The sequence below is a fragment of the Dickeya sp. CFBP 2040 genome, from assembly GCF_012273755.1.
GTDB lineage: Bacteria > Pseudomonadota > Gammaproteobacteria > Enterobacterales > Enterobacteriaceae > Dickeya > Dickeya poaceiphila.
The window spans coordinates 1-24,992 of the sequence record NZ_JAAVXH010000079.1; the positions used below are offsets into that span (position 1 = coordinate 1).

Consider the following 24,992-nt stretch of genomic DNA (forward strand, 5'->3'; position numbering starts at 1 on the left):
GAGCAGGTCAGCGATGCATACATTATGAGCAGAATAAGTTCAGAGAATAGTTATTATCCTAAAAAGCGACTTAGTAAATCAGCCAGCAGGTCATAGGTTTCGCCAAACAGTTTTTCGGTGTAAGGCGAGATGAGGAAGATCAGGAAACCTACGGTAATGATCCCAGCAAAAAGAGTAATGGGAAAACCGATAGCAAAGATGGTCAACTGCGGTGCGAGCCGGCTTAATAATCCGAGCGCCATATTAATGGCCAACAATAATGTGATAAGCGGCATAGCAAGCATTAGCCCATTAGAAAAGATTTTGCCTCCTGCTCCAGCCAGAGCCACAAACATGTTGCTGCTGACAGGTTCTGCGCCGATAGGGATCGTATGAAAACTGTCAACCAGCAGTGAAATTAGCCAGAGATGCCCGTTCATAGTCAGAAAAAGTAATAGTGCCAGGAGATTCATGAATCTGGCAATAACCGGCATATTAGGACCACCACTAGGATCAAAGAACGTAGCGAACGAAAGGCCCATTTGCAGGCCGATAACTTCGCCAGCCAGTCGAACTGCAGCAAATGCCAGCTGCATGGTGAAACCCAGCATTACTCCTATCAATATTTGCTGAAACAGCATCCAGATACCGGCCGCAGAAAAAATGGGAATTGAGGTAGGCGGGATGCCTGGGGTAATGACGATGGTAATCAGTATTCCCAAGCCAATCTTTACTCTGCGCGTAATAGCGCGTTCGCTAAAGATTGGCGCAGTGCTAATCAGTGCCAGTATTCTGACCAGTGGCCAGAAAAACTGGCTGAACCAACCAATCATGTCGATACTGTTGAGGGTGACCATATCTATCCAATCATATTGGGAAATTGGCTGAACATCGTACGCATATAGTCAAGAATGACACCAAGCATCCAAGGGCCGGCAACTACCAGTGTGAAGAATACCGTTAGCACCTTGGGAATGAATGACAGGGTCATTTCGTTAATTTGTGTGGCTGCTTGAAGCAGGCTGATAATCAAACCACTGACCAGTGCGGCGACAAGGGGAGGGCCTGCCAGCATCAGCGCTATTTTCATTGCTTCATAGCCTAAAGCCATGACAGATTCAGGAGTCATAGAGGCGTTCCTCTGATGTGGTGACGATATTCGTACCGACTAAGTATAGAAACTCTGGGCTAACGACCCTAGCAACAATTGCCATCCGTCGACCAGCACGAAAAGCATCAACTTGAATGGTAGCGAGATAGTTGCTGGGGGAACCATCATCATACCCAGCGCCATCAGCACGCTTGCTACAACCAGATCGATCAACAGGAAAGGAATAAAAATCGTAAAACCAATCTGAAAGGCGGTTTTCAGTTCGCTGGTAACATAAGCTGGTACCAGCACCCTCATTGGCACAGCTTCAGGACCTTGCAGTGAAGGAATTTTCGCCAACCGGGTAAACAGAGCCAAGTCTGCTTCCCGAGTTTGTCGTAGCATAAATTCACGCAGTGGCTGAGCTCCTTTATCAACAGCCACTTCCATACTAATTTTATCCTCACTGAATGGGCGATAAGCCTCATCATAAATGCGGTTAAGTACAGGAGACATTATGAAAAAAGTCAGGAACAGGCTTAATCCCAGCAGTACCTGATTAGGTGGAGCCGTGGGCGTACCCAAGGCGTTACGCAGCAGACTCAGCACAATGATTATGCGGGTAAAACAGGTCATCATCAGTAATACTGCTGGAATAAAACTCAGCGAAGTGATGAAGACTAGTGTCTGAATGGGTAACGACCAGCTCTGCCCACCGTTGGCCAACGGTTGACTGACAATACTTGGCAATTGCGCCAGTGCGTGAGGCGTAATCAATAATAGAACGAGAACTACAGGGTAGCGAAGCAGACGGAACCATGCAGATAAAGAGGTTGAACGCAGAGGGGTACTCATTCGGTTTTTTCCGGACGTTTGGTCGCTTTCTTTAGAAACTGAAGAAAATCGGCTGGCGCAAGTTTTTCTGCCGATTCAGCATTGCCAACAGGGCGCGCGGGGAGAGTGTGCAGATGGGTTATCTGTTGTGCCGTCACCCCTAATACGAGCCAGGTATCATCAATTTCCACGATCACAATACGCTCGCGCTGCCCGACCGGACACGCTGATACCGTTTTAATGACATTACTACTTTTTATTTGTGGGGCAATACCCAGTTTTCGTAATAGCCAGGCTACTAGCAATATCAGCAGCAAGACGCCACACAAGGCGGTACCAATTTGTGACAATAGAACACCACCAGAAATAACGGATTCAGCAGCCATAGGCGGCTGCTGAATCGTGGAGACGGCTTGCTGTGTGGCTTGTGCCATTACCGGCCTAACCTGCGCATACGTTCTGATGGTGTAATAATATCGGTAATGCGCACACCATACTTGTCGGAGACAACAACCACTTCACCCTGAGCAATCAGATATCCGTTAATCATTATATCCAGAGGTTCACCTGCAAGGCCATCCAATGCTACTACGGAACCCTGCGACAAACGTAGCAGTTCTTTAATAGTCATTTTAGTACGGCCTAGCTCCACAGTTAGCTTAACCGGGATATCTAGAATAAGATCAATATCTTGCATTGAACCTTGAGTGTCTTGTACATCAAAGTTTTTGAAGATACCTTCGGTACTGCTTTGCGTGCTTTTTTCTGCCGACTGCTGCTCGTTAAATGCATCAGCCCACAGATCGTCCACGGAATCCGTTTCTTCGGACGGTTTCTTGATGTCACTCATTGAGCGGTTCCTCGTTATTCAGAGAATTTAAAATGGGGTTAATCAAGTGTTCAACACGCAAGGCATACTGACCATCTAGAGTACCGTATTGACATGTCAACACAGGTACGCCGTCAACATGGGCCACCAGGCGTTCAGGTTTATCAATCGGCAAAATATCTCCGGGTTTGAGTTTCAAAACCTTTGACAGTCGAACCGGAATATCAACAAAGTTGGCAACTAGCTCCAGCTCTGAATGCTGCACTTGTTTTGCCAATGTTTCACGCCAATGCTGGTCTTCCTGCTGTGAATTTTCAAGTGGCGGGTTGGCCAGTAATTCGCGTAAAGGTTCAATCATGGAGAATGGGATGCAAATGCTGAACTCACCAGTCAATGTCCCGATTTCCAAATGGAAAGGTGTTGTCACCACGATATCATTCGGTGATGTAGTGATGTTGGTGAATTTCACCTGCATTTCTGAACGCACGTATTCCACATCAAGCTTGTAAATTGCGTTCCAAGCGTCGCTGTAGGCTTCAAGTGCCAGTTTTAGCATTCGACGCACAACACGTTGCTCGGTGTGCGTAAATTCGCGGCCTTCAACCTTGGTAGGAAAGCGACCATCACCGCCGAACAGGTTGTCCACGGCAATAAAAACCAGACTGGGTGAAAACACGAACAGTGCGGTACCGCGCAATGGTTTCAGATGTATCAAATTGAGGTTAGTTGGAACCGGCAGGTTACGCGCAAACTCATGATACGGCTGAATCTTGATTGCACCAACAGTGATATCCGGACTACGGCGAAGCAGGTTGAACAGCCCCATACGAAACTGACGTGCAAAACGCTCGTTGATGATCTCGAGTGCCTGCAACCGCTCACGAATGACACGTCGCTGTGTATTGGGATCGTAGGGTTTAACATCCCCGTCTTTCTGCGAAGCAGCGTTGCTGGCATCAGCGCTACTATCGCCACTGTCACCGTTTAGCAGAGCATCAATCTCTGCCTGTGAAAGAATGCTGTCACCCATAGTGATTACCGCAAAATGAAAGCAGTGAACAGGACATCGCTGACTACCTGATTAGGTTGTCCGGGAACCAGCGGTGGGCTTAATACCTGCTTGATTTCTTCAACCAGCTTTTGCTTGCCTTGTTCCGTTGCCAGAACAGACGAACTCTGACGAGAAAACAACATAATCAAACGACTTCGAATTTCTGGCAGATAGTTGGTCAGGCGCGTACGGGTCGCTTCATCCGGCAGTCGTAGGGTAATACCCACATACAACACCCTATCCGGATTATTATCTGCAGACAACAGGTTAACGGTGAATGTATCCAAAGGCATGAATACCGGCGCAGGCGGCGGAGGTGGCTCGCTGGACACCGTTTCGGCTTTCTTATGATTCAAGAACCACCAGCCAGCACCTGCAGCAGCAGTGGCTGCCAGGGCTATAACAATCAAGAGTATCAGCCAGAGGGAGCGCTTCTTACCGCCTGACTGGGCTTTCTTATTAGACGTAGCCAATGATATATCCTGTTATTTATCAGTATCTAATGACAAAGTTAGCCATGAGATAAATGCGTGATATCATGATTATCCCGCCTATTCATCGCTTCAATACAATGAATAAACAATAAAAAAAGCGTTAACTTCTTTATTAGGCAAAGATATCGACGCCATTAAGCCCTGTTACCATGGATTGCAGTTGCGTGGGTACTGCCAGTACTTCAGTTTCAGTGGCAATACGTTCGGACTGACCAAATTGCTGCTGGTAAGATGAAGCGTTGCCGCTGCCATTACCATTTGCATTGCTTGCCACTTGCTGCTGTGATTGCTGCCAACTGCCGGCGTCTGAGCCTACGCTGCTCTGTCCCAGATTGATGCCATTATCGGCCATCGCACTACGCAGGTGGGGTAGTGCAGACTCCAGTGCAGAACGTACCTGACTGTTACCCGAAATCATGTGAATCTGCGCCTGATTATCTTCGATTTTTAGCATGATATGCAGCGAACCCAGTTCTTCAGGGTGAAGCTTAAGTTCAGCTGTTTGCTGTCCATTACGGGCAAACATGACGACTTGTTGACCTAATGCATCATTCCATTGCTGGGTACCCATAGGTGCATTGAGCTGACTGGTTACGTGCTGTGCCGCTGGCTGAGCTGGCGTCGCGTTACTGGAAAACAGTGACGACAATGCCTGTAATGATGAATTAGTGATTGCATCAGTTGGAGCGGATGCCGCTGTTGGATTGCTGGCACTGTCTTCTTTGCGCGACGCCAGCAGAGCGTTATCTCTGAATTGATCATAACCCGTTTCAGCTGCGTGCAAATCGGTATTTTTGGCTGCTGCAGTTTCTACACCCATTGAAGTCAGCGAGGATGCTAAAGTGCTATGCGTCGTTGTGGACGAATTCAGCGTAAAGTTGCCTTGTGATGAATCACCAGTTTTTGCTGAATTCAGTAACGAACTTAACACATTGTTGCCGATTTTATCGCTTTTCAATCCGTCCAGTGCACCAGGCAAGTTTTGGGGAAGATGACTACCTTCAGAGGCTAATTTTGTTTGAGTGGTAGTCTGTACCGGAATCATTGCAAACAATGCTTGTATAGCCAGCGCATCGGCATCAGATGTTTTTTCGTCTTTTACACTTGCACTGTCTTTTTGTTGAGCCTTTTCCAGCAATGATTCAAGAGAATTGCCGGATTGTAGATCGGTTAGTGTAAGCGTTCCTTTGGTCAAGGCACTTAGGATAGCATTCAGTTCATCACTATTGGCTTCAATACCGCCTTTGGCCAGTGCATCTTTGAATTCAGCACGTTCCTGATCGCTAAGAACTGCTTTCTTGGTAGCTTGCGTTGTGGATAGTTTCTGAGTGAGCAACTGCACAAAATTTTCCGGCAGTTGGTCTTTGCCCAATTGTGCAAGTAAGGAATTAGCCTGCGGCGCAATTGTGCTTGCATCAGTCGTAGTAGTGATAGTCATTGCCGGCAAGTTCATAATTATGTTTTCCTCATTGATGCACGTTGGGCGAACTCATCCATCCGCTTCTGTTCCTGACGATTTTCGTGTGCCAGCATCTTGGTCTGCTCACGTTGCTGTAACGTACTAAATGCATTTAATCTCTGCTGCTTTTCTTGCCAGGCTTTGATTGCCTGATTTAAGCGTGAGGACCAATTCAATAACTGATGCTGATGCTGCTCAATCGCCTTTTCCAGAGTCAAAATAAATTGCTGATAATTCTGCCAGGAAGTATTTGCCATGCCTTCGGTCATGGAGTCATTGAGTCGCTGACGATAATCATCGTGATAACCTAACAACATATTCAGTTGCTGTTCAGCATGTAAATAGGCCTTTTGTATATGTCCCAGATGCGTTGTCGCAGCATCGGCCTCTTTTTGGGCTAAATCACGCAGCATAACGAAGGTTGACTGAGTTTTCATCTGCCCTCCTATCGATTATACGGGAAAATGTTATTCAGTGCCTGACAGGCTTCTTCAAATGAGCTTCGCTCAAACATTCCCTGCTGCAAAAAGTGCTGCATATGCGGATACAGTTGTATAGCCCTATCAAGCAGCGGATCGCTGCCGGCGGCATAGGCACCAACATTAATCAAGTCGCGATTACGTTGGTAGCTGGATAGCGACTGTTTGAATTGTCTTACCGCAGAATAATGGTCTTCATTTATCAACGCCGTCATTGCACGACTGATCGAAGCTTCAATATCAATAGCCGGATAGTGCCCAGACTCTGCTAACTGACGTGATAACACAATATGACCGTCCAGAATAGCGCGGGCTGCATCAGCAATTGGATCTTGCTGGTCGTCGCCTTCAGTCAACACTGTATAAAATGCCGTTATTGAACCACCACCAGAAATACCATTGCCTGCGCGCTCTACCAGTGCAGGCAGTTTAGCGAAAACTGAAGGTGGATAACCTTTGGTTGCTGGCGGTTCGCCAATAGCCAGTGCTATTTCACGCTGGGCCATCGCGTAACGCGTCAGCGAATCCATAATTAACAATACATGATGCCCTCGGTCACGGAAATCTTCTGCGATGCGTGTAGCATAAGCTGCGCCCTGCATACGTAACAGGGGAGAAACATCTGCCGGGGCAGCGATTACCACTGAGCGGGCGAGTCCCTCAGTGCCGAGAATGTTTTCAATGAAGTCTTTGACTTCACGGCCACGTTCCCCGATCAGACCGACTACGATCACATCGGCTTGAGTATAGCGGGCCATCATTCCAAGCAACACACTTTTACCTACACCGGAGCCGGCGAAAAGACCCATACGCTGGCCTCGGCCAACAGTCATTAATGCATTGATAGCACGAACGCCAACATCCAACACGTACTCAATCGGTGTACGCTGTAGAGGATTAAAAGGTGCTGTTACTAAGGGGGCGCTGTAGCCGGTATCAGGTGCTGGCAAACCATCCAGTGGTTTTGCACTGCCATCCAATACGCGGCCCAACAATGCGGGGCCTAACGGTAGCTGCTTACCTTGACTGCTGCCGGAAAGGCCGACGCGCTCATAAACGCGAGCTCCTGGTATGATGCCTTCAACTTCTTCAAGTGGCATCAGGAAGAGTTTTTGACCGTTAAAGCCGACAACTTCGCTTTCTACTTCGTCAAACTGATTGTTACCACTCTGTCGTTCAATCAAACAGGTTGAACCTAATGGCATATGCAGGCCTGTTGCTTCAAGCACCAATCCCGTTGCCCGCGTCAGTCGTCCATAGCGACGTATCGAGGGTGTATTAGCGATACGTTTTTCAAACGCATCAATGGAGTTGAGCCAACGGGATAGACGCACAGTCATCACAGCTCTCCTGGTGCGGCCAGTCGGCAAAGTTCATGCCAGCGTGTGGCTATGCTAGCATCAAGATCTCCTTCTTCGGCACTCACTTTGCAACCGCCTGGATGCAGCTGATTATCGGCCAGTAATCGCCAGCCGTGCAGACTGAGAGTAGGGCCAAGATGCTGTTCTACCAACGCCAGATCTGCTGGATGTACTCGCAACTGTGGTTTGCCACTGAACATCGGTTCTTGTTGAATTAACTGCTGTATTTGCCCCATCAAAGCAGTACCATCACAAACGGGTGCCTGACCAATAACCTGTCTGGCAGCCGTTAAGGCCAGTTGCATCATCCGAGAAACAATCACGCTGTCGAGTGCATCCAGTGTTTGCTGAAACTCATTGACCATTTGCTGCATCTGGGCAATAACGGGTTGCTGCTGTTGCGCTGCATCTTGTAAACCTTGTTGTGTCCCAGCCTGAAGCCCATCCTGATAGCCAGCGGCATACCCCTGCTGTTTACCTTCAGCAAATCCGGTTTCGCGCGCCTGTTGCAGCACCTGTTCACGTAGCGTAGCCAGGTCATCTTGTGGTTGCTGAAAATCAGACATGGCAAAGAAACCGTTGTCGTCTTGTGGCTGTAGCGGCGCGGCGACAGTGGAAGATGAGACCGGAACCACTACGTCCTTAACCGCGGACGTAGGAGAGGACAGGTCATCCAACTTCCAAGGCTGCCAGTCAAGATCGCTGGAAGAATTAGACAAACGCGTCATCGCCACCACCGATAATCATTTCGCCGCTGTCTGCCAAACGACGTACAATGAGCAAAATGGCTTTCTGTTCGTTTTCCACCTGAGACATACGTACCGGGCCACGAGTTGCCAGATCGTCGCGCAGAATTTCTGCCGCACGTTGCGACATGTTGCGCAGGAATTTCTCGCGTAGCGGCTGATCTGCCCCTTTCAGTGCGATCAGCAGAGACTCGGATTCCACTTCCTGCAGCAAGCGCTGGATACTGCGGTCGTCCACTTCCACCAAGTTTTCGAACAGGAACATTTCATCGATAATTTTCTGTGCCAGTTCGCCATCGAACTCGCGTACTGCATCGATAACCGCTTCTTCGTGCTGCGTTTTCATCAAGTTGATGATCTCTGCCGCAGTACGAACACCTCCCATCTTGCTGCGTTTGAGATTTTGACCATCCAACAGTCCGTTAAGGACTTCAGTCAGTTCCGCCAATGCGGATGGCTGTACCCCACCGAAGGTAGCAATACGCAGCATGACGTCATTGCGCATACGTTCATCGAAATAGGCCAGAATATCCGCTGCCTGCGCACGTTTAAGGTGCACCAGAATGGTGGCGATAATCTGCGGGTGTTCATCACGGATAAGATCGGCAGCACTTTGTGGCTCCATGAAGTTGAGCGTTTCCATGCCAGAAGAGGTTTCCTTGCTTTCAAGGATATCTTCCAGCAGGCTGGAGGCACGTTCTTCACCCAATGCTTTGACCAGCACAGAGCGGAGGTAGTCACCGGCGTTTACACCCAGTGCTGCATACTGCTCAGCTTCAACATCAAATTCACGTAAAACTTCCAACAACTCCGACTGAGAGACCTGCTTCATATTGGCCATCGCAGTACTGAGATGCTGAACCTCACGCGTTGAAAGGTGCGTAAAAACTTCTGCCGCACGGTCTTCGCCAATAGTCATCAATAAGACGGCGCTTTTTTCTGTACCTGTCAGACTCATAGTTCGTTACTCATCCAGTGACGGATTACCAGTGCGAAAACACGAGGATCGTTGTCGGCCAGTTCACGGATACGCTGGCTGTGCATTTCTGCATGGGCGCGCTGTTCGGATTTCCTGTGCATTTCTTCTTCCATCGCACTAATCGAGACAGATACATCCGAATCCTGACCACGCAGAGCTGCAGCAGCCTCGGCGGCTTCTTGTATCTGAATGCGTTTCTGCAACTGCGGACGTACCAGCTTACGATATAGAATCCAGCCAACAATTAGCACCAGCAACCAGCGGCCCATTTCAACCAGCAGATCAAAGAATGCCTGTTTCTTCCAGAAGGGCAGTTCACCAGAAGTGGTATCTGTAACGGTAAATGGTGTATTGACCACATTCAGCGAGTCGCCGCGATCACCGGAGAAGCCCATCGCTTCACGCACCAATGCTTCTATCTTTTTCAACTGTTCGTCGCTGAGCGCAGCCGGTTTACCATCTTCACCCTGTGTGTAATTAACTACCACAGCGACAGACAGGCGCTGAACATTTCCAGTGCTTTGTTTGGTATGACGGATTGTGCGATCAACTTCATAGTTAATCGTTTGATCATGCCGACTGTTGTAAGTCTGATTGGCTGAGCTGTTGCCCGATGTTTGAGTATTGGCTCCTGCCGTAGTTGCATTATTTTGATTATTAGTATTATTTGCCGGCGGAGTTGAAATAGGTGCGGTGGGCGCCGGCGTCGGTGTATTAGAAAGTGCACCGGGCACACCACCTACGTTAGCCCCACCGCGTTGATCGCTCTGGCTGGTTTGCTGAGATCGCACGGCAGATTGATTGGGAGCTTGATTCGGTTGGTATTGTTCATCAGTCTGTTCTCGATTGGCGAAATCGATTTGGGCAGTGACCTGTGCATGTACATTACCAGAACCGACTACCGGTACCAGAATCGCTTCAATACGGCGCTGGTAATTGTTTTCGACCTCATTAGCATACTTCAATTGAGCGGCATTGAGATCGCGTCCAGAGCTATCGTTCTGGGTCAACAGTTTGCCGGTCTGATCAACCACGGTTACTTTGTCGGCAGGAAGACCTGCTACGCTGCTGGAAACCAGATAAGTAATGGCACTAATCTGTCCGTCATCCAACGCTCTGCCGGGTTGTAGAGTAACAGTGACTGCTGCAGATGGGGATTTCTGCTCACGCACAAATAACGATGGTTTGGGAATGGCAAGATGAACACGTGCATTCTGGATAGGACCCAGCGTTTCCATTGTTCTCGCCAGTTCGCCTTCCAGCGCGCGTTGGTAGTTAATTTGCTCGCTAAACTGGCTGATACCGAATTTTTCCTGGTCTAGCAGCTCAAAGCCTACTGCGCCACCTTTTGGTAAACCTTGCTGCGCCAGTTTTAATCGGGTTTCATAGACTTTGTCTGCCGGGATCATAATAGCCGCGCCGCTTTCCGTAAAGCGGTAGGGGATATTCATTTTGCTCAGTTCGGAGACAATGCTACCACCATCGCGTTCGTTCAGATTAGTGTAAAGTACGCGATAGTCAGGACCACGTGCCCACAATGACAAGGCAACAATAATCGCAATAGTCGCTGCGGCAGCAATCAATAAAGGGATTTTAGGGTTGGCACGCAAACGGTTGAGTATTTCACCAAAGCTTTTCCCGCCGGTAGCGGCTCCGGATGTTAAGGCGTTCATACTCTATCTCTGCCTGGTTGCTGAACGATATTGATAACGTTGTAACGTAACAAAACAGAACTCCCTGATTGCGCAATCATAAAAACTCATCACCTACATTTACCGGCATGTCATTATTTTCCGTTACGCAAAAATTGATGGGTCGATAAGCTAGCATTTTTAATGTCATTTATACGATTTATTGCCTTATGGATATGGTAGCTTATTAAGCCTATAAAGATATGTATGTAAAATAACCTGTGTAAATTCTGCGTCTTTTTATATATATATCTGATTATTATTGGTTTTTATCTCGTTAGCATATCTTTAGTTGAGGAATCAGGCATGTCTATTCAGGGTATCGATGCAGTGTTGCAGCAGATGCACGTTACTGCAACCAAAGCAGCCGCCGGTGGGTTCGATTCCAATGTGGCGTCGCAGTCTGGTTTTGCCAATGAGTTAAAGCTCGCGCTTGATAAAATCAACGAAACACGGACGAAGGCTCAAACACAGGCTGAGGCGTTTACGTTAGGTACACCAGGCGTCGCCCTAAATGATGTCATGGTCGACAACCAAAAAGCATCCATTGCTTTGCAAATGGGTGTTCAGGTTCGGAATAAACTGGTGTCAGCCTATCAAGAAGTAATGAATATGACCATATAATCGTAGATAGAGCACAGTGCGATTATCTTTGTAAGTCGTATATACCCGTTATACTTCACATACTGGATCGTTGGCCGCTTTGTTTGATCTCGGTTACTGACTTGAGCAAGCTCCCAAGGAGCCGTTCGGTTGCCGCGGCACAAGGCTCATAATTATTAACCTTACCCTGAGAACCAACGCTTTTTATTTATGCTGAGGTTTGAACTGTTTTCTTGGGTAAACTAATGTTATTTATAGTTATTGTTGTTTTTAGGGTGAATTGCTAATAGTTATTCACCCTGATTTTAAGGTAAGCAGAACTCACACGTAGTATCAATGAGCCAGCTCTTCTGAAAGGTTCATGGAGTCGGAGTCAACACATTGCCAATCAAGGCTGTGGCTTTCCTGGAAGTATATCGTTGGAAAACTCGGCGTATACGTTATTAACTGATTTCTGGTTTTGGGACTGCTGCATTAATATTGTCAGTTCTTCCATTCTGTTTTGTAAAAGTTTTTTCACCTGAGCTTCCGTATCCAGTATATCCTGAAGAAGTTGACGAAACTGCAACTGCACAGTGCTGGGAATATTGGCTGGAACCGTAATCTGGCTGATTCTCTCTATCGATTGAATATAAATGATTTCTTGCTCAACAACATCATCCCATAATCCATTGAGGGCCATGGTTTTGATGTTTCGGATGAGTGAGAGCAGCCCCTGATACTCAGTTAGTAATGGAGAGAGATTTTCCATTAGCGCGCTTCCGTCGTTGGTTGATGACCAGGCCCAATTTGTTTCCAAGCATCCGCAATATTATCAAGGAGAGATTCAACTTCTATAATTGCCTGCAAATCGTTGTTAATGTTTGCGTGCAATAACCGACGCACCATGTAATCGTAAAGATCGGCCAGATTCTCTGCCAGCTCGCCGCCTTTTTCCATATCTAATCCAAGCTTTAGGCCATTGCTGATAAGATCAATCGCTTTGGATAAGGCATTCCCTTTGCCGACAATGTCATTCTGTTCAAGAAGAATTCTTGCCCGGATAAGCGCACTCTTGGCACCGTCAAACAGCATGACGATCAACTGATGAGGGCTAGCGCTCATAACGGCACTTTCCACACTTACCTGAGCATATGCCTGACTGACATTCTTTCTATACATGACCATGCGTTGGATAACCGATTAACAATAAATAATAAAGGCTGTAATATTCGGAGGTATATGATGGCCTTAACGCATAGCATGTCATATACCTCTTAATTTAATTAGCTGGAGCTATTGTTTTTATTAAACTGCTGCGTCAGGTAAGTACTGGTTGACGACATTTTAGATAACATGGTGTTAAGCTGGGTAAATTGAGTCTTATAACGTGCCATGGTGGAGTCAATACTGGCTTGAATACTGGTAAGCCGTTTGTCAATGTTTTGCTGACTTGTCTCGATACTTGCCTGAGCTGATTTGAGCAAGCCATCTTTTGAGTCTAATGTTTTACTCAGGTAAGTTCCTGCTTGAGTAGCGAATCCGGTAGTAGAACCGTCACCAGTGAAAAAGGCCGCTACACCACTGGCGTTGGTTTTTAGTGCCTTTTCAAGAGTTGCATTACCACGATCACTTATAACCAGTTTACCGGTGGATGGGTCTTGAGTAATTCCCAGATCAGGCATAATGTGCAAAGCACCACTCCCGCTCTGAAAATTGGTCATCAGACTTTGTAATTGTCGCTGAACGGTACGAATGGTGCCATCATTGGCCAGCGCACCATTTTTCGTTGACTGCGCATCGAATTTAGTTTGTGTTTGTATGACATCCAGAACGTTATTATAGGATGTCACCCAGTCCTGAACCGCTTTTTTGGTTTTAGAGATATCCGTGTCTATTGTCAAGGTTTCAGGTGTAGAACCTACGGCGGATGCGGACTTAAGGTTTAGCGTTACACCATTGATAGCGGTCGTTACGGTATTGCTCTGACTGGTTATTGGCATATTGTTGAACGTGAATGATGCATCCTTGGCTGCAACCTGCTCGGTTAAGCTGCCCAATGAGCTGGAAAGTGAGCCACTCACTGAAATGGTCATCGCGGACTGTGTGCCTGTATCTTTTGCCGTCAGCATCAGATAGTTGCTGGTACCATTATTAACAATGCTAGCGTTGACGCTACCGCCTGCATTGTTAATCGCATCGCGGATATCATTTAAGGATGTTTTGTCATCAGTCAATGTAATAGTCAGCGGTTTCGATTGGCTAGGCTGTGAAATCGTGATCGTGCTGCTAGTGCTTGAGGTGCCACCTGATACTAGCGCTGTTGACACACTGCTAAACGGGCCTGATATTTGCGACTGCGCCTGAGCGAGGTTGTTGACAAAAATACTGTACGAACCGGCAACGGCTGTACTATCTGTTGGGGTTGCGCTGAATGCTGTGTTAGTGCTGGTCACGGCAGTTGATGAAATGCTTTGCATATTCTGCAAGGTACTGGTGGCACTTTGCAAGCTTTTCATTGCAGCCTCGACAGTGCTATAGGCTGTGGCCTGTGCACTTAGCGAAGTTTGTTTGTCTTTATAAGGTGTCAAGCGCTGCTCTTCGACGGTTTCCAGTTTAGTGAGCAGACTACTCAAATCTAACGATTGCCCACTAACAGTTGACCCGAGGTTCATACCTATCGATGAGATAATGTCTGAATTACTGCTAACCGTCGTCGCCATGATCACATACCTTCAGTGGTTTAAGTTATTAACAATAAGCTTATCGGCACTGTAACCGAAAAGTTTATATGCGTAATGTAAATTTCAGCGTAATCGTTATTGGTCCTGATTTCCATCATTCAAATGTAGAGTGACCTGATTCTCCACCACGCCAGGTAGTGGGCAAGCGGCTAAGTGAGTAAACTCTCCACTCAGAGGCGGCTCGCCCTACTCAGTCAATGTTGTGGCAACTCTGCGAGTGATTTCTCCACATGGGAACTCTCCATTTCATGGATGGACTGCAAACTCAACTGCCCGGCTTCTTCAATGTTAAATAATAGTAGCAGCCTGCCTCCGTAAGCACACCTGTTTTAGTTCCATGCTATTTTTGAGATATCCGGTTTTTCAGTCATCAGCCGGTATTCTTCCGGCGTTAGGTTATTCAGGGATTCATGAGGCCGCTCGCTGTTGTATTCCGTCAGCCAGCGCTCTGTGATTTCCCGTGCTTCATTCAATGTTCTGAACAGATAAAAATCCAGTATCTCTGTCCGGTACGTCCGGTTAAAACGTTCGATAAAGGCATTTTGCGTGGGTTTTCCCGGTTTGATAAATTCCAGCATTACACCATGCTCTTCTGCCCACTGTGCCAGCGTCAGTGAGATTAGCTCCGGGCCATTGTCCATCCGCAGTTTCAGCGGATAACCACGGTTTGCCACGATCCTGTCCAATACCCTGACCACCCGCTGCGCCGGGATATTCAGATCGATTTCTATCGCGAGAGCCTCGCGATTAAAGTCATCTACCACATGAAAGGTCCGAAAGCGCCTGCCGCAGACCAGCGCATCATGCATAAAATCTATCGACCAGCTCTGGTTAAGTGCTTCCGGCGTCACCAGCGGTGCTGGGTTACGCACGGGCAAACGTTGCTTTCCTTTACGACGAAAATTCAGTTTTAACAGGCAGTAAATACGATGAACGCGTTTATGGTTCCATGCATGCCCCTGCCTGCGTAACTTCTGGAACAACTTCTTGAAGCCGTAGCGCGGATAGCGTTCCGCCATTTCAGTCAATACCTGAATGACCGGCTCATCACGCCGGGTGTCAGGCTGATAAAAATAGACCGTCCTGCTCAACGATAACGTCCTGCATGCCTGGCGGATGCTCATCGCAAACTGTGCGGTCAGATAACTGACGAGCTCACGCTTTATCGCTGGTTTTAAAGCTTTTTTTCAATAACATCCTTGAGTGCGCGGCACTCCAGACTCAGATCGGCAAACATCTGTTTCAGACGCCGGTTTTCGTCCTCCAGATCTTTCATCTTTTTAATATCAGAGGTTTCCATACCGCCAAACTTCGCTTTCCAATTGTAATACGAAGCCTCGGATATTCCCGCTTCGCGGCAAACGTCTTTGACGGTCCGTCCGGCTTCAACGGACTTCAAAACGGCGATGATCTGGTGTTCGGCAAATCGGGCTTTACGCATGGCGATCTCCTCCACGGGACATAATCAGTATGTCGGAAGATCTCTAAAAGTGAATGGTTCGGTTTACCGGGATGCTTACAAGACCAGTAGTTTGCCTTTAATCATGGACTAGAATTGTGCAGCGGCTGCCAGGCTTGGTTTGCCGGAGTCTGCGAAAATTTCAAAAAAAAGCTAAAGATTGTTTTGCTCTGGTCGATACAGTTAGTGACGGTGATGACACCGGGGGCAACAGCCCATCCCCATTAATAGAGATGAAAGGAATATAATTATGGCAGTCATTAATACTAACAGTATGTCGCTGTTGGCCCAGTCCAACCTGAACAAATCTCAATCTGCCCTGCAGACTGCTATTGAGCGTCTGTCCTCTGGTCTGGCTATCAACAGCGCTAAAGATAACGCTGCTGGTTCTGGTATCGTCAACGGTATGACCTCTCAGATTCGTGGTCTGACTCAGGCATCTAAAAACGCTAACGACGGCGTATCTCTGCTGCAGACTGCTGAAGGTAACCTGGACGAAATCAACAACAACTTGCAGCGTATCCGTGAACTGGCAGTTCAGGCTGCTAACGATACCAACGGTTCTGTTGACCGTACATCCATCCAGACTGAAATTGACCGTCGTGTTAATGAAATCGACCGTATCGCAAACACCGCTAACTTCAACAACATCAAACTGCTTGATGGTAGTGTGAATGCTACTGGCCTGAACATTCAGATCGGTGCTGGTACCAGTACTAACGACTCTATCGCTATCAGCAGCGTGGCGTTGATTAACGCAACTACAGGTGCAAGTGGTCTGTCTGTAACTGGCCTGAGCGTAGCTAGCGCCAGCTCTGCTGCTTCTGTGATCACTTCTGTTGATGCTGCACTGCAGAAAATCAACACCGCTAAAGCGAATATCGGTGCTACTCTGAACCGTTTTGAATCTACGATAAATAACCTGAGTAACACGATTAATAACCTGAGTACTGCACGTAGCCGTATCCAGGATGCTGACTATGCGACCGAAGTTTCTAATATGAGCCGTGCTCAGATTCTGCAGCAGGCTGGTACATCTGTGTTGGCACAGGCTAACCAGGTTCCGCAGACTGTTCTAAAACTGTTGCAGTAATTGCAGATTTCATACTTGCATTAATCAATTTAAAGCCAACCCAGAGGGTTGGCTTTTCTTCTTATATAGGCTTATATAAGCGAAGTCGAATCTGGCATTTTGGTTATGACTTCTTAAGCGATGAAATAAGTGACTTATAATTTGATGCTCTAGGGATTGGTAAAGGTGTTTTCTTATATACTTTATGTAATTTTATATTTACATAAAGTATGGAAGGAATGCTCTTGTGATCATCTCAGATACATCATTTTTAGTAGAAAATAATTCCAACGCGAGTGATGATACTGACAAGTCACTATCGCACACTATCACTTCTCCCATTCCTTACACAGCCCCTTTCCACCTGCAAGCAACGTCACATTTATATGGTATTCGTACCACTGCCCCAGAAAATGCCCGAGTACTGGAGATTGGATGCCGGGATGGTGGTAATTTATTACCTTTCGCGTTGGCCAATCCTAAATCACAAGCTATCGGTGTTGATTTAGATGCTGAATCTATTGAAAAAGGTAATTCGTTAATAAAGCAGCTTGATTTAAACAATATCATGCTGTTTTCGGTTGATTTGCAATCTTTAATGACTTGCGAACTTGAACCGTTTGATTACATTATCGTCCATGGCCTTTTCAGTCTGATTGGTGGTGAAACGCGCGAGGCATTGCTGAAGTTTTGTTGTAAGCATTTAACGCCTCAAGGGATTATCTGCTATAGCTATAATACTTATCCTGGCTGGAAAACAGGGGAAATACTGCGTGATGCAGTTCAATTGCATAGCAGTCTTGCAACTGACGATAACATGGCGCAGTCAAGCGCAAGAGCTATGTTGACTTACCTGTCACTTGGGACCTCTCCTGATAACCCTCAGAATCAAGCATTGAAATCCTTCATTGAACAAGCTGAAAAACAATCTGATGTAGATTTTGGGCTACATTACTTGCAAGGATTGAATCAGCCTTGCTATTTTGTCGATTTTTATTCTCAAATACAGGGTATTGGATTAGCGTACGTTGGTGATGCGCAAGCTTTTACCGAGTTGGCAGCTCATTATGGGGAACGTGTAGCTGAATTACACCAAACAATTTGCCCTAAGAATATTACGTATTTGCGTCAGCAATATCTTGACTTTGCCGTTAATCGTTCCCAACGATTTAGTATCCTTGTGCCACAGGCGAGAATGGGGGAGGTGCTAGCTGAACCTGATCTAACGAAATTGGTGGATTATAGCTGGGCGGGTAATTTCCAGCGAATGATGTTTGATGGTGATACTGCAAGGAATGCGCATATATCTGGTAATGGTGAAACGATCAGTACTGATAATTTAATCGTATTGAGTATATTGGATTCTCTTGGAGAGGCATGGCCAAATAGCCTTAGCACGGAACAATTGATTTTCAATACTCAGCAGCCTGAAAAAGAAGTTGAAGATCACCGTGAAAAGGTTTTGGAGGCATTAAAGCATCTTTTTTTAAAGGGTATTAATGGCCTTTATTATCATCTGGGAAATAATGCTTACTCGCTTTGCAGTAGTAAAGTATTAACTGCATTGCCTAAACTCATATCATCTCAATTATCGTTTAATTTTTGGCATGAAGCAGTTTCACTCGATGAGTCTGATAGGCTGTTTTTGCAACAACTCTCTTCACTCGATGAGAATCTGGATGATGAAACATGTCGTCAGATCTGGAGTCTACGGAATAAAGGTGTCATCTGGGGAAAAACACAAGCATGGCGAGAATTTCTGCAAAAAGCTATTTTGGTGACAGATATCTCCCAGGTAGGGAATTATGCACCATCATTAGTAATGTATTCTACAGCAGTTCATGTCGGTGGTTTAATTGAAACAGAGACATCAGTAGTTAATAAAAGGAATAAACTACAAAATAAAAACCAATTAAATCGAAAATTCTATGATGAAATCGAGCGTACGATATCAATTGGACTTTTTTCTGAAACACGCACCAAAATAGAAGATATGATATCTTCTAGCCCGACGGCTATTTCATCTTGGTATCCGTTCGTGAATCTTTGCTTTAAAATGGGCGATATAGATAGTGCATTCAAGATTGTTGCCAAAGCAATTTCGATTAACTCCTATAGTTGGGAGTTTTATGTACATTTGGTTATGTGTTTTTGGAAGAAAAATAAATTGCATCATGGTATTACCCTAGTAAAAAAAATACTTCGATGTGATAAGAAAAATGGTTTGGCATGGGATTCACTGGGGTTGTTGCTTAGTGTTCTACAAAATTTTGATTCAGCTTTGCTATGTATGGAAAAAGCTCTTTCATTAGAGCCTGAAAATTCTGCTTTTGTCAGTCACATGGGGATGGTTTGTCATAATCTAGGTCATAAGGACGCTATTAATTATCATCGTAAAGCGATTTCGCTCATGCATGATACGGATATGACTTTATTTCCTCAATATAGTAATTTCCTGTTTGGGCTATCCCACGACATAAATATAACTGCCTCTGAATTACTCGAAGAACATATAAAATATGGTAAGAGAGTCGAGGCATTTGCTTCTCGTCATAATAGTAAATTTAGTTTTCAATTAAATAAAGATCCTGAAAGGCCGCTTCGAATTGGTCTTGTTTCTGGTGATTTAGGTAATCATCCAGTAACAAATTTTTTGGAGCCAATTTGGAATTCGGTTGATCGAAATGAATTTTCTCTTTATGCCTATTCAAGTTTTAAGCGTAAAGATGAGAAAGCAGAGGCTTTAAAACGTACTGCTGCTGGCTGGCGTGACGTTGATCAAATGGGCGATCTGGAAATGGCAACGCTCATTAATAAAGATGAAATTGATATTCTTATCGATCTTTCAGGTCATACGGCTTACAACAGGTTACCGGCGTTAGCATTGAAACCTGCACCAATTCAAATGACTTGGATAGGCTATCCTGGTACGACAGGGATGAGCACTATGGATTATATCTTGCTTTATAAGCATTTTATTGGCAGAGGTAATTTGGAAAGTACGGTTATAGAAAAACCCATTTATATACCATCAGTGAAGTTTTTTGAACCTAACAAGAATAGTCCTGATGTCAATATATTACCTGCATTGAAGAATGGTTACTTAACTTTTGCAAGCTTCAATCGACCACAAAAAATTTCCGATGAAACACTGGCTTTTTGGGCGAAAATACTTGTTGCCTTACCTACCTCCCGTCTGATTATGGGGTATATGACGGGTCAGGAGACGATCAATTATTTACGCGGCAAGTTAGTTGAGTTTGGTGCTAAAGATGAGCAACTCATATTTCGCATGAGAACAAGTCTTGATGAGTATTTGTACATGCATCATGAAGTGGATATTTTATTAGACACTTACCCTTATACTGGTGGAACGACAATCGGTCATGCATCGTGGATGGGGGTTCCTGTTTTAACACGCGAAGGTGATTCTTTGGCATCAAAACAGAGTGCTGTAATTATGAGAATATTAGGATTAGATGAGTTTATTGCTCAAAGTGATGAAGAGCTAATATCAAAAGCACAATACTGGAATAATTCTCTAGATGATTTGAGTAAAATTCGTTCCAGTATGCGTAGTATTATGGCTGCTAAAATTAATTCTATGGATTCACCATCCATGTATTTTGAAAAAGCGATGCGTAAAGCATGGCAAATTTACTGCTCAGGTGATCAGCCTCGATCATTCTCTATTGAGTGATGAGTGAGGAAAGCAAGTAATAGACGCTGATAATAAAAAATGATGGTTGTGTCACATAGCGGAGCTGGTATTGATAATGTTCCGTTATATGGTGGCAAACGAAAATGACGCAATAATGTCGCGGTTATGCATGATGGCATAGCTGCTAGGGACAGGTGAATGATGAGCAAAAACATCTATGTAACAAGCCCTTTACTGCCTCCACTTGATGAGTTTATGCCCTATATGGAAAAGATATGGGATAACAAATATCTGACAAATGGTGGACCTTTCCATCAACAACTTGAGAAGTCTCTGGCTGAGTATCTGGGTGTTAAGCATCTGTGCTTGTTCACAAACGGCACACTAGCTCTATTGACAGCATTGCAGGCGTTGCGAATCACCGGTGAAGTTATTACCACTCCTTATTCGTTTGTGGCAACGTCTCACTCTTTATTATGGAATAATCTCAAGCCTGTTTTTGTTGATATTGACCCGATCACCTGCAACCTGGATCCCAAAAAAATTGAAGAGGCGATTACACCACTTACGTCCGCTATTCTGCCTGTTCATTGTTACGGTATTCCCTGCGATGTTGATCGTATACAGGAAATTTCGGATATTTATGGTTTAAAGGTGATTTATGATGCTGCCCATTCCTTCGGTGTAAAAAAAGATGGTACCAGTATCTTGAATTATGGCGATCTTTCTATTCTAAGTTTTCATGCGACCAAGGTATTCAATACCATTGAGGGTGGGGCTATTATTTGCCCTGATGCTAAAATGAAGAAGCGAATAGATTATCTGAAAAATTTCGGTTTTTCAGATGAGACAACTATTGTAGCTCCGGGCATTAACGGAAAAATGAACGAAGTGCAGGCAGCATTTGGTCTATTACAATTGAATTATATTGATCAAGCGCTGGAAGATAGAAAAAGTATTTATCATTATTATCGGAATGGCCTTGAAACTGTTCATGGTCTTAGAATGTTGGATATTCCCTCATCTATTGAATGGAATTATGCTTATTTCCCAATTCTTATGAGTGATTACTCTTTTGATATGCGGGAGAAATTATATAATTCCTTAAAAAGTAAAGGTGTTATGTCTCGCCGGTATTTTTATCCTTTAATTAGTACTTTCCCAATGTATCGTGGCCTTGAGAGTGCTAGTACTGCAAATTTGCCAGTTGCAACAGATATTGCGAATGCAGTGCTTTGCCTGCCTATTTATCCAGGGTTGGAAATCGATGATCAAGACAAAATTATCGACATCATCAAGCAGACACTCAGTCAGTATGCATGAAAACTCCCTTGGCCTCTGTATCTCTGAAGAGGTTGATGTTTTTATTTATAGAGAATAAATATGTCCACTATAGATGCTTTAATGCTTGATGCGGGTTTTTCTGCATTGCCACTGCTGGAAGCGAGTATGGAGAAGGGAAAATCTGTTGCTGTGTGCAGTGGTAAGCCCAGTGATCCTGGACACCTTCGGGCAACGCATTCGATTGTCGAAGACTATTCTGACAAAGAGACGATTCTTAATATTGTCAAAAAAGGAAATATCAAGGCGATTTTGCCTGGTGTTACCGATGTCTCTTATGATACGGGAGCCTGGGTAGCTCAGGCGCTTGGTATGCCTGGTTTCGATCCGGTTGATATCACGAGGATTTTGCACAAAAAAGATTTTTTTCGAGCTTATGCTCAGCGTAAAGGTTTACCAGTACCCAAAGCGGTTAGTGATATTTCAGCTGTTGGACAATTAACTCTGCCTTTTCTTGTTAAACCGGTCGATTCTTACAGTGGCCGTGGTGTTTCACTGGTTCATCATGTGCAAGATATTCAATCGGCTTATCAGGCTGCAATAGCGGCTTCTGTCAGCGGTCAAGTTGTCATAGAAGAGTTCAAGGAAGGGTCATTACATAGTCATTCAGCATTTATCCGTAATGGTGAGATTGCCTGTGAATTTTTTGTTGATGAACATTGCACTGTTTATCCTTATCAGGTGAATAGCAGCTGTATCGCTCACAATATGAGTGATACGTTGAAAGATGCAGTAAGTGATTGTATTAGCGATATTGTCTCAGATTTGAAATTATGTGATGGTCTATTGCATACACAATTTATTGCTAGAGATGATACATTCTGGCTAATTGAGCTGACTCGACGTTGCCCAGGAGATCTGTATTCTCAACTGATTCGCTATTCTACTGGCGTACCTTATGCAGAATATTTTGTAGCACCATTTCTCTCAATTCAGTTACCATTTAACAGCAAACGCCCATCTGCTCGAAATTATGTTGGCAGACATACGGTTTCTGTATCTGAGTCGACTATTTTCAATGCATTACGTTATCATCAATTGCCTGGATCACTGTTGGAAAGTGTCGTGCTAAAGAAAAGTGGTGAGAAGCTGAATCCTGCACCAGGAGATAGGGCTGCTGTGGTATTTATGACATTTGATGATAAAACCGACTTGCTTAGTAATATTGTAAATCTGAAGAATCACTTTGTGGTAAGCCACTCTTTTTTGGAGACAAATAAATGAAAAGTATTGTAAACAATAGAGTGGCATTGAAAATTGGATTTATTGGTGGAGGTATCAATTCAGCTGTTGGTGAAACTCATAAAATTGCATCACAGATGGATGGTCAATTCGAGTTGGTGGCTGGTTTTTTTAGCCGTCATGCTGATATTAACCATAAAACTGCCTCATGCTGGGGTATTAATGAAAACCGAGTATATGATGAGTTAGATAAGTTTTTAATTTCAGAAGCAGATAAATTGGATGCAATTGTTATTTTGACTCCAACACCAACCCATAAAGAAATTGTAATTGCCTGTCTTAAGTATAATTTGCCAGTTATTTGTGAAAAAGCATTAGCGACTAGTGTCGATGAAGTATTAGATATACAACGTATGTTAGTAAATGGCGCTAAACTTGCGGTGACATTTAATTATAGTGGTTATCCTATGATTCGTGAGCTACGTGAGCGTATTTTAGATGGCGAGTTAGGTAAGATCAGGCAGGTCATGATTGAAATGCCACAAGAAGGATTTTTGAGGCATTCTCGCGATGGTTCGGTGGCTAAACCTCAATATTGGCGGCAGTATGATGGTGATATTCCTACTGTATCACTCGATCTTGGTGTTCATGCACATCAATTAGTTGATTATGTTATTGGAGAAAAAGCACTAGATGTATATGCTATAAGTCACACATTTGGTGAAGTTTCGGGTGTAATCGATACAGTCCATTGTATTGCTAACTATACTAACAGCGTTGTATGTAATTATTGGTATAGCAAGTCTGCGCTTGGTTATAGAAATGGGTTACGAATTCGGGTATTTGGTAGCGAAGGTACTGCTGAATGGCTCCAGATGGACCCAGAGCATTTATATATGAGCGATATTAACGGTATTTCACGGATCGTTGATCGGACTCATCCAGATAATCGGGTTGCATCCCTTCCACGTTATAGTCGGTTTAAGGCTGGCCATCCGGCTGGTTTTATCGAAGCATTTGCAAACTACTATGAAGATATTGCGAGTTATTTGCGTGGCGATGACAACCATGATGTATTAGGTATTGATGTTGCTTTAGATGGCATTAAATTTTTAAGCAAAATTCATATGAGTACTGAACGAGGAGAAAGAATTAAAATCTGTTAAGTATTACTTGGGGATAAATTCTTATTTGATTTATATGAGTTGGGAAAGAAATTGGTATAGCAATCTTTTCTTTCCTCGATTTAATAAGAGGAATAATTAGTATGTCATCGAAAGAACAAACAGCATATACTCCAATACATGTTCATCAGATAGATGATGTTGAACCATTTTTCTCTATAGTGATTCCTGTGTTCAATGGTGAAAAATTTATTCGAGATTGTTTGCTGAGTTTGGAAAAACAGGTCGCTTTATCTAATGGTACTAATTTTGAAGTGATCGTTGTTGATGACTGTTCTGATGATAATACTATTGAAATATTAAAGAATTCTAATTGTTGCTTCAATATTAGCGTGTATTCTACGCAGAAGAATAGTGGGCCAGGAATTGCCAGGAACATTGGTATCTCCACAGCACGTGGAAAATGGGTAATATTTTTAGACTCAGATGATGCATTGAAAGATGATGCTTTATATTCACTATATGAATATATTAAAACACATGATACTCAAGTTGTTGGTTTTAACTGGCAATATGGTGGCGCACATTCTGCTGGTAAAAGTGGTAATCGTACAGATTTTGGTAGCTTGAGTAAAAATAAAAGAGAACTGATAAGTGATTATCTATCATTAAAAATGGATGGTTCTGTTATTTACTCAACAATAGAAAAAAAGCTTATTGTTGATAATAACGTATTCTTTTTTGATGGTTTTCATGAAGATGTAGATTTTATGCTAAAAATTTATTTTTTGGCTGAAAAAATCAGCATTTTTGATAAGATTGTTTATATAAAAAA

Annotated in this window: 24 protein-coding genes; 7 read left to right on the plus strand and 17 right to left on the minus strand. The window is 44.4% G+C overall.

Annotated features, from left to right (window positions below; all coding sequences use genetic code 11):
• Positions 1-53 precede the first annotated feature (53 nt).
• From fliR to fliF, 13 genes are all read right to left on the minus strand, one after another.
• Positions 54-836 (minus strand): flagellar biosynthetic protein FliR, encoded by a 783-nt coding sequence (fliR, locus tag Dpoa2040_RS10475; RefSeq protein ID WP_042871286.1) that lies wholly within the window; start codon positions 834-836, stop codon positions 54-56.
• Between the two features lie 2 nt (positions 837-838).
• Entirely contained in the window at positions 839-1,108 is a 270-nt protein-coding gene (fliQ, locus tag Dpoa2040_RS10480) for a flagellar biosynthesis protein FliQ (RefSeq protein WP_042871285.1), read from the minus strand.
• A gap of 39 nt (positions 1,109-1,147) precedes the next feature.
• Positions 1,148-1,924 carry a flagellar type III secretion system pore protein FliP gene (gene fliP, locus Dpoa2040_RS10485; protein WP_146411190.1) on the minus strand — a complete coding sequence of 259 codons (777 nt, stop codon included), beginning with the start codon at positions 1,922-1,924 and terminating at the stop codon, positions 1,148-1,150.
• Positions 1,921-2,337 (minus strand): flagellar biosynthetic protein FliO, encoded by a 417-nt coding sequence (fliO, locus tag Dpoa2040_RS10490; protein WP_042871284.1) that lies wholly within the window; start codon positions 2,335-2,337, stop codon positions 1,921-1,923. The genes fliP and fliO overlap by 4 nt, the downstream gene beginning before the upstream one ends.
• Positions 2,337-2,753, minus strand: coding sequence for a flagellar motor switch protein FliN (fliN, locus tag Dpoa2040_RS10495; protein ID WP_042871283.1), 417 nt, complete (start codon positions 2,751-2,753; stop codon positions 2,337-2,339). Before fliN ends, fliO begins: the two co-directional genes overlap by 1 nt.
• On the minus strand, positions 2,746-3,762 hold the full coding sequence (gene fliM / locus Dpoa2040_RS10500) for a flagellar motor switch protein FliM (RefSeq protein ID WP_042871281.1): 1,017 nt from the start codon (positions 3,760-3,762) through the stop codon (positions 2,746-2,748). The genes fliN and fliM overlap by 8 nt, the downstream gene beginning before the upstream one ends.
• Positions 3,763-3,767: 5 nt before the next feature.
• A complete protein-coding gene (gene fliL / locus Dpoa2040_RS10505; RefSeq protein ID WP_042871279.1) occupies positions 3,768-4,256 on the minus strand; it encodes a flagellar basal body-associated protein FliL in 489 nt (162 codons plus the stop codon).
• A 133-nt stretch (positions 4,257-4,389) separates the two neighbouring features.
• Entirely contained in the window at positions 4,390-5,730 is a 1,341-nt protein-coding gene (locus Dpoa2040_RS10510; RefSeq protein WP_168641206.1) for a flagellar hook-length control protein FliK, read from the minus strand.
• A gap of 2 nt (positions 5,731-5,732) precedes the next feature.
• Entirely contained in the window at positions 5,733-6,173 is a 441-nt protein-coding gene (gene fliJ / locus Dpoa2040_RS10515; RefSeq protein WP_042871275.1) for a flagellar export protein FliJ, read from the minus strand.
• An 8-nt stretch (positions 6,174-6,181) separates the two neighbouring features.
• Positions 6,182-7,555: a flagellar protein export ATPase FliI gene (fliI, locus tag Dpoa2040_RS10520; RefSeq protein WP_042871273.1), complete on the minus strand. Its 1,374-nt coding sequence runs from the start codon at positions 7,553-7,555 to the stop codon at positions 6,182-6,184.
• A complete protein-coding gene (fliH, locus tag Dpoa2040_RS10525) occupies positions 7,555-8,313 on the minus strand; it encodes a flagellar assembly protein FliH (RefSeq protein WP_371810638.1) in 759 nt (252 codons plus the stop codon). Before fliH ends, fliI begins: the two co-directional genes overlap by 1 nt.
• Positions 8,288-9,280 carry a flagellar motor switch protein FliG gene (fliG, locus tag Dpoa2040_RS10530; protein WP_042871271.1) on the minus strand — a complete coding sequence of 331 codons (993 nt, stop codon included), beginning with the start codon at positions 9,278-9,280 and terminating at the stop codon, positions 8,288-8,290. The genes fliH and fliG overlap by 26 nt, the downstream gene beginning before the upstream one ends.
• Positions 9,277-10,974 (minus strand): flagellar basal-body MS-ring/collar protein FliF, encoded by a 1,698-nt coding sequence (fliF, locus tag Dpoa2040_RS10535; RefSeq protein WP_168641207.1) that lies wholly within the window; start codon positions 10,972-10,974, stop codon positions 9,277-9,279. Before fliF ends, fliG begins: the two co-directional genes overlap by 4 nt.
• Positions 10,975-11,298: 324 nt before the next feature.
• Here fliF and fliE point away from each other — a divergent pair, with 324 nt between their 5' ends.
• Complete coding sequence (gene fliE / locus Dpoa2040_RS10540) at positions 11,299-11,616, plus strand: flagellar hook-basal body complex protein FliE (RefSeq protein ID WP_042871267.1); 318 nt, start codon at positions 11,299-11,301, stop codon at positions 11,614-11,616.
• A gap of 367 nt (positions 11,617-11,983) precedes the next feature.
• On the opposite strand, the gene fliT is transcribed toward fliE, so the two are convergent.
• The 4 genes from fliT to Dpoa2040_RS10560 form a co-directional block, all read right to left on the minus strand.
• Positions 11,984-12,346, minus strand: a complete 363-nt coding sequence (gene fliT, locus Dpoa2040_RS10545; protein WP_042871265.1) for a flagellar protein FliT — start codon at positions 12,344-12,346, stop codon at positions 11,984-11,986.
• On the minus strand, positions 12,346-12,756 hold the full coding sequence (gene fliS, locus Dpoa2040_RS10550) for a flagellar export chaperone FliS (protein WP_168641208.1): 411 nt from the start codon (positions 12,754-12,756) through the stop codon (positions 12,346-12,348). The genes fliT and fliS overlap by 1 nt, the downstream gene beginning before the upstream one ends.
• Before the next feature lie 104 nt (positions 12,757-12,860).
• Positions 12,861-14,297, minus strand: coding sequence for a flagellar filament capping protein FliD (gene fliD, locus Dpoa2040_RS10555; protein WP_050569462.1), 1,437 nt, complete (start codon positions 14,295-14,297; stop codon positions 12,861-12,863).
• 350 nt (positions 14,298-14,647) lie between these two features.
• Positions 14,648-15,759, minus strand: a protein-coding gene (locus tag Dpoa2040_RS10560; protein ID WP_168641209.1) for an IS3 family transposase whose coding sequence is annotated in 2 segments (ribosomal slippage) — positions 14,648-15,498 and positions 15,498-15,759 — 1,113 coding nt in all. Because the reading frame shifts where the segments join, the coding sequence is not laid out codon by codon here.
• A 268-nt stretch (positions 15,760-16,027) separates the two neighbouring features.
• Here Dpoa2040_RS10560 and Dpoa2040_RS10565 point away from each other — a divergent pair.
• The 6 genes from Dpoa2040_RS10565 to Dpoa2040_RS10590 form a co-directional block, all read left to right on the plus strand.
• Positions 16,028-16,870 (plus strand): flagellin, encoded by an 843-nt coding sequence (locus tag Dpoa2040_RS10565; RefSeq protein WP_146411193.1) that lies wholly within the window; start codon positions 16,028-16,030, stop codon positions 16,868-16,870.
• Between the two features lie 226 nt (positions 16,871-17,096).
• Complete coding sequence (locus Dpoa2040_RS10570) at positions 17,097-20,549, plus strand: methyltransferase regulatory domain-containing protein (protein WP_371810639.1); 3,453 nt, start codon at positions 17,097-17,099, stop codon at positions 20,547-20,549.
• Between the two features lie 162 nt (positions 20,550-20,711).
• Positions 20,712-21,833, plus strand: a complete 1,122-nt coding sequence (locus Dpoa2040_RS10575) for a DegT/DnrJ/EryC1/StrS aminotransferase family protein (protein WP_168641214.1) — start codon at positions 20,712-20,714, stop codon at positions 21,831-21,833.
• 60 nt (positions 21,834-21,893) lie between these two features.
• Positions 21,894-23,075: an acetyl-CoA carboxylase biotin carboxylase subunit family protein gene (locus Dpoa2040_RS10580; RefSeq protein ID WP_168641210.1), complete on the plus strand. Its 1,182-nt coding sequence runs from the start codon at positions 21,894-21,896 to the stop codon at positions 23,073-23,075.
• Positions 23,072-24,199: a Gfo/Idh/MocA family protein gene (locus Dpoa2040_RS10585; RefSeq protein WP_168641211.1), complete on the plus strand. Its 1,128-nt coding sequence runs from the start codon at positions 23,072-23,074 to the stop codon at positions 24,197-24,199. Before Dpoa2040_RS10580 ends, Dpoa2040_RS10585 begins: the two co-directional genes overlap by 4 nt.
• A 101-nt stretch (positions 24,200-24,300) precedes the next feature.
• Positions 24,301-24,992 (plus strand): glycosyltransferase family 2 protein (locus tag Dpoa2040_RS10590; protein ID WP_168641212.1); only part of this gene is annotated, 692 nt, incomplete at its 3' end.

Excerpts from the sequence above, each read along its gene's own strand:
- Dpoa2040_RS10565 (WP_146411193.1), top strand. The coding sequence starts at position 16,028 with ATGGCAGTCATTAATACTAACAGTATGTCGCTGTTGGCCCAGTCCAAC.
- fliJ (WP_042871275.1), bottom strand. The coding sequence starts at position 6,173 with ATGAAAACTCAGTCAACCTTCGTTATGCTGCGTGATTTAGCCCAAAAA.
- fliP (WP_146411190.1), bottom strand. The coding sequence starts at position 1,924 with ATGAGTACCCCTCTGCGTTCAACCTCTTTATCTGCATGGTTCCGTCTG.
- Dpoa2040_RS10580 (WP_168641210.1), top strand. The coding sequence starts at position 21,894 with ATGTCCACTATAGATGCTTTAATGCTTGATGCGGGTTTTTCTGCATTG.
- fliR (WP_042871286.1), bottom strand. The coding sequence starts at position 836 with ATGGTCACCCTCAACAGTATCGACATGATTGGTTGGTTCAGCCAGTTT.
- fliN (WP_042871283.1), bottom strand. The coding sequence starts at position 2,753 with ATGAGTGACATCAAGAAACCGTCCGAAGAAACGGATTCCGTGGACGAT.
- fliO (WP_042871284.1), bottom strand. The coding sequence starts at position 2,337 with ATGGCACAAGCCACACAGCAAGCCGTCTCCACGATTCAGCAGCCGCCT.
- fliI (WP_042871273.1), bottom strand. The coding sequence starts at position 7,555 with ATGACTGTGCGTCTATCCCGTTGGCTCAACTCCATTGATGCGTTTGAA.
- fliE (WP_042871267.1), top strand. The coding sequence starts at position 11,299 with ATGTCTATTCAGGGTATCGATGCAGTGTTGCAGCAGATGCACGTTACT.
- fliQ (WP_042871285.1), bottom strand. The coding sequence starts at position 1,108 with ATGACTCCTGAATCTGTCATGGCTTTAGGCTATGAAGCAATGAAAATA.
- fliG (WP_042871271.1), bottom strand. The coding sequence starts at position 9,280 with ATGAGTCTGACAGGTACAGAAAAAAGCGCCGTCTTATTGATGACTATT.
- Dpoa2040_RS10585 (WP_168641211.1), top strand. The coding sequence starts at position 23,072 with ATGAAAAGTATTGTAAACAATAGAGTGGCATTGAAAATTGGATTTATT.
- Dpoa2040_RS10510 (WP_168641206.1), bottom strand. The coding sequence starts at position 5,730 with ATGAACTTGCCGGCAATGACTATCACTACTACGACTGATGCAAGCACA.
- fliT (WP_042871265.1), bottom strand. The coding sequence starts at position 12,346 with ATGGAAAATCTCTCTCCATTACTAACTGAGTATCAGGGGCTGCTCTCA.
- fliS (WP_168641208.1), bottom strand. The coding sequence starts at position 12,756 with ATGTATAGAAAGAATGTCAGTCAGGCATATGCTCAGGTAAGTGTGGAA.
- fliF (WP_168641207.1), bottom strand. The coding sequence starts at position 10,974 with ATGAACGCCTTAACATCCGGAGCCGCTACCGGCGGGAAAAGCTTTGGT.
- fliD (WP_050569462.1), bottom strand. The coding sequence starts at position 14,297 with ATGGCGACGACGGTTAGCAGTAATTCAGACATTATCTCATCGATAGGT.
- fliM (WP_042871281.1), bottom strand. The coding sequence starts at position 3,762 with ATGGGTGACAGCATTCTTTCACAGGCAGAGATTGATGCTCTGCTAAAC.
- Dpoa2040_RS10575 (WP_168641214.1), top strand. The coding sequence starts at position 20,712 with ATGAGCAAAAACATCTATGTAACAAGCCCTTTACTGCCTCCACTTGAT.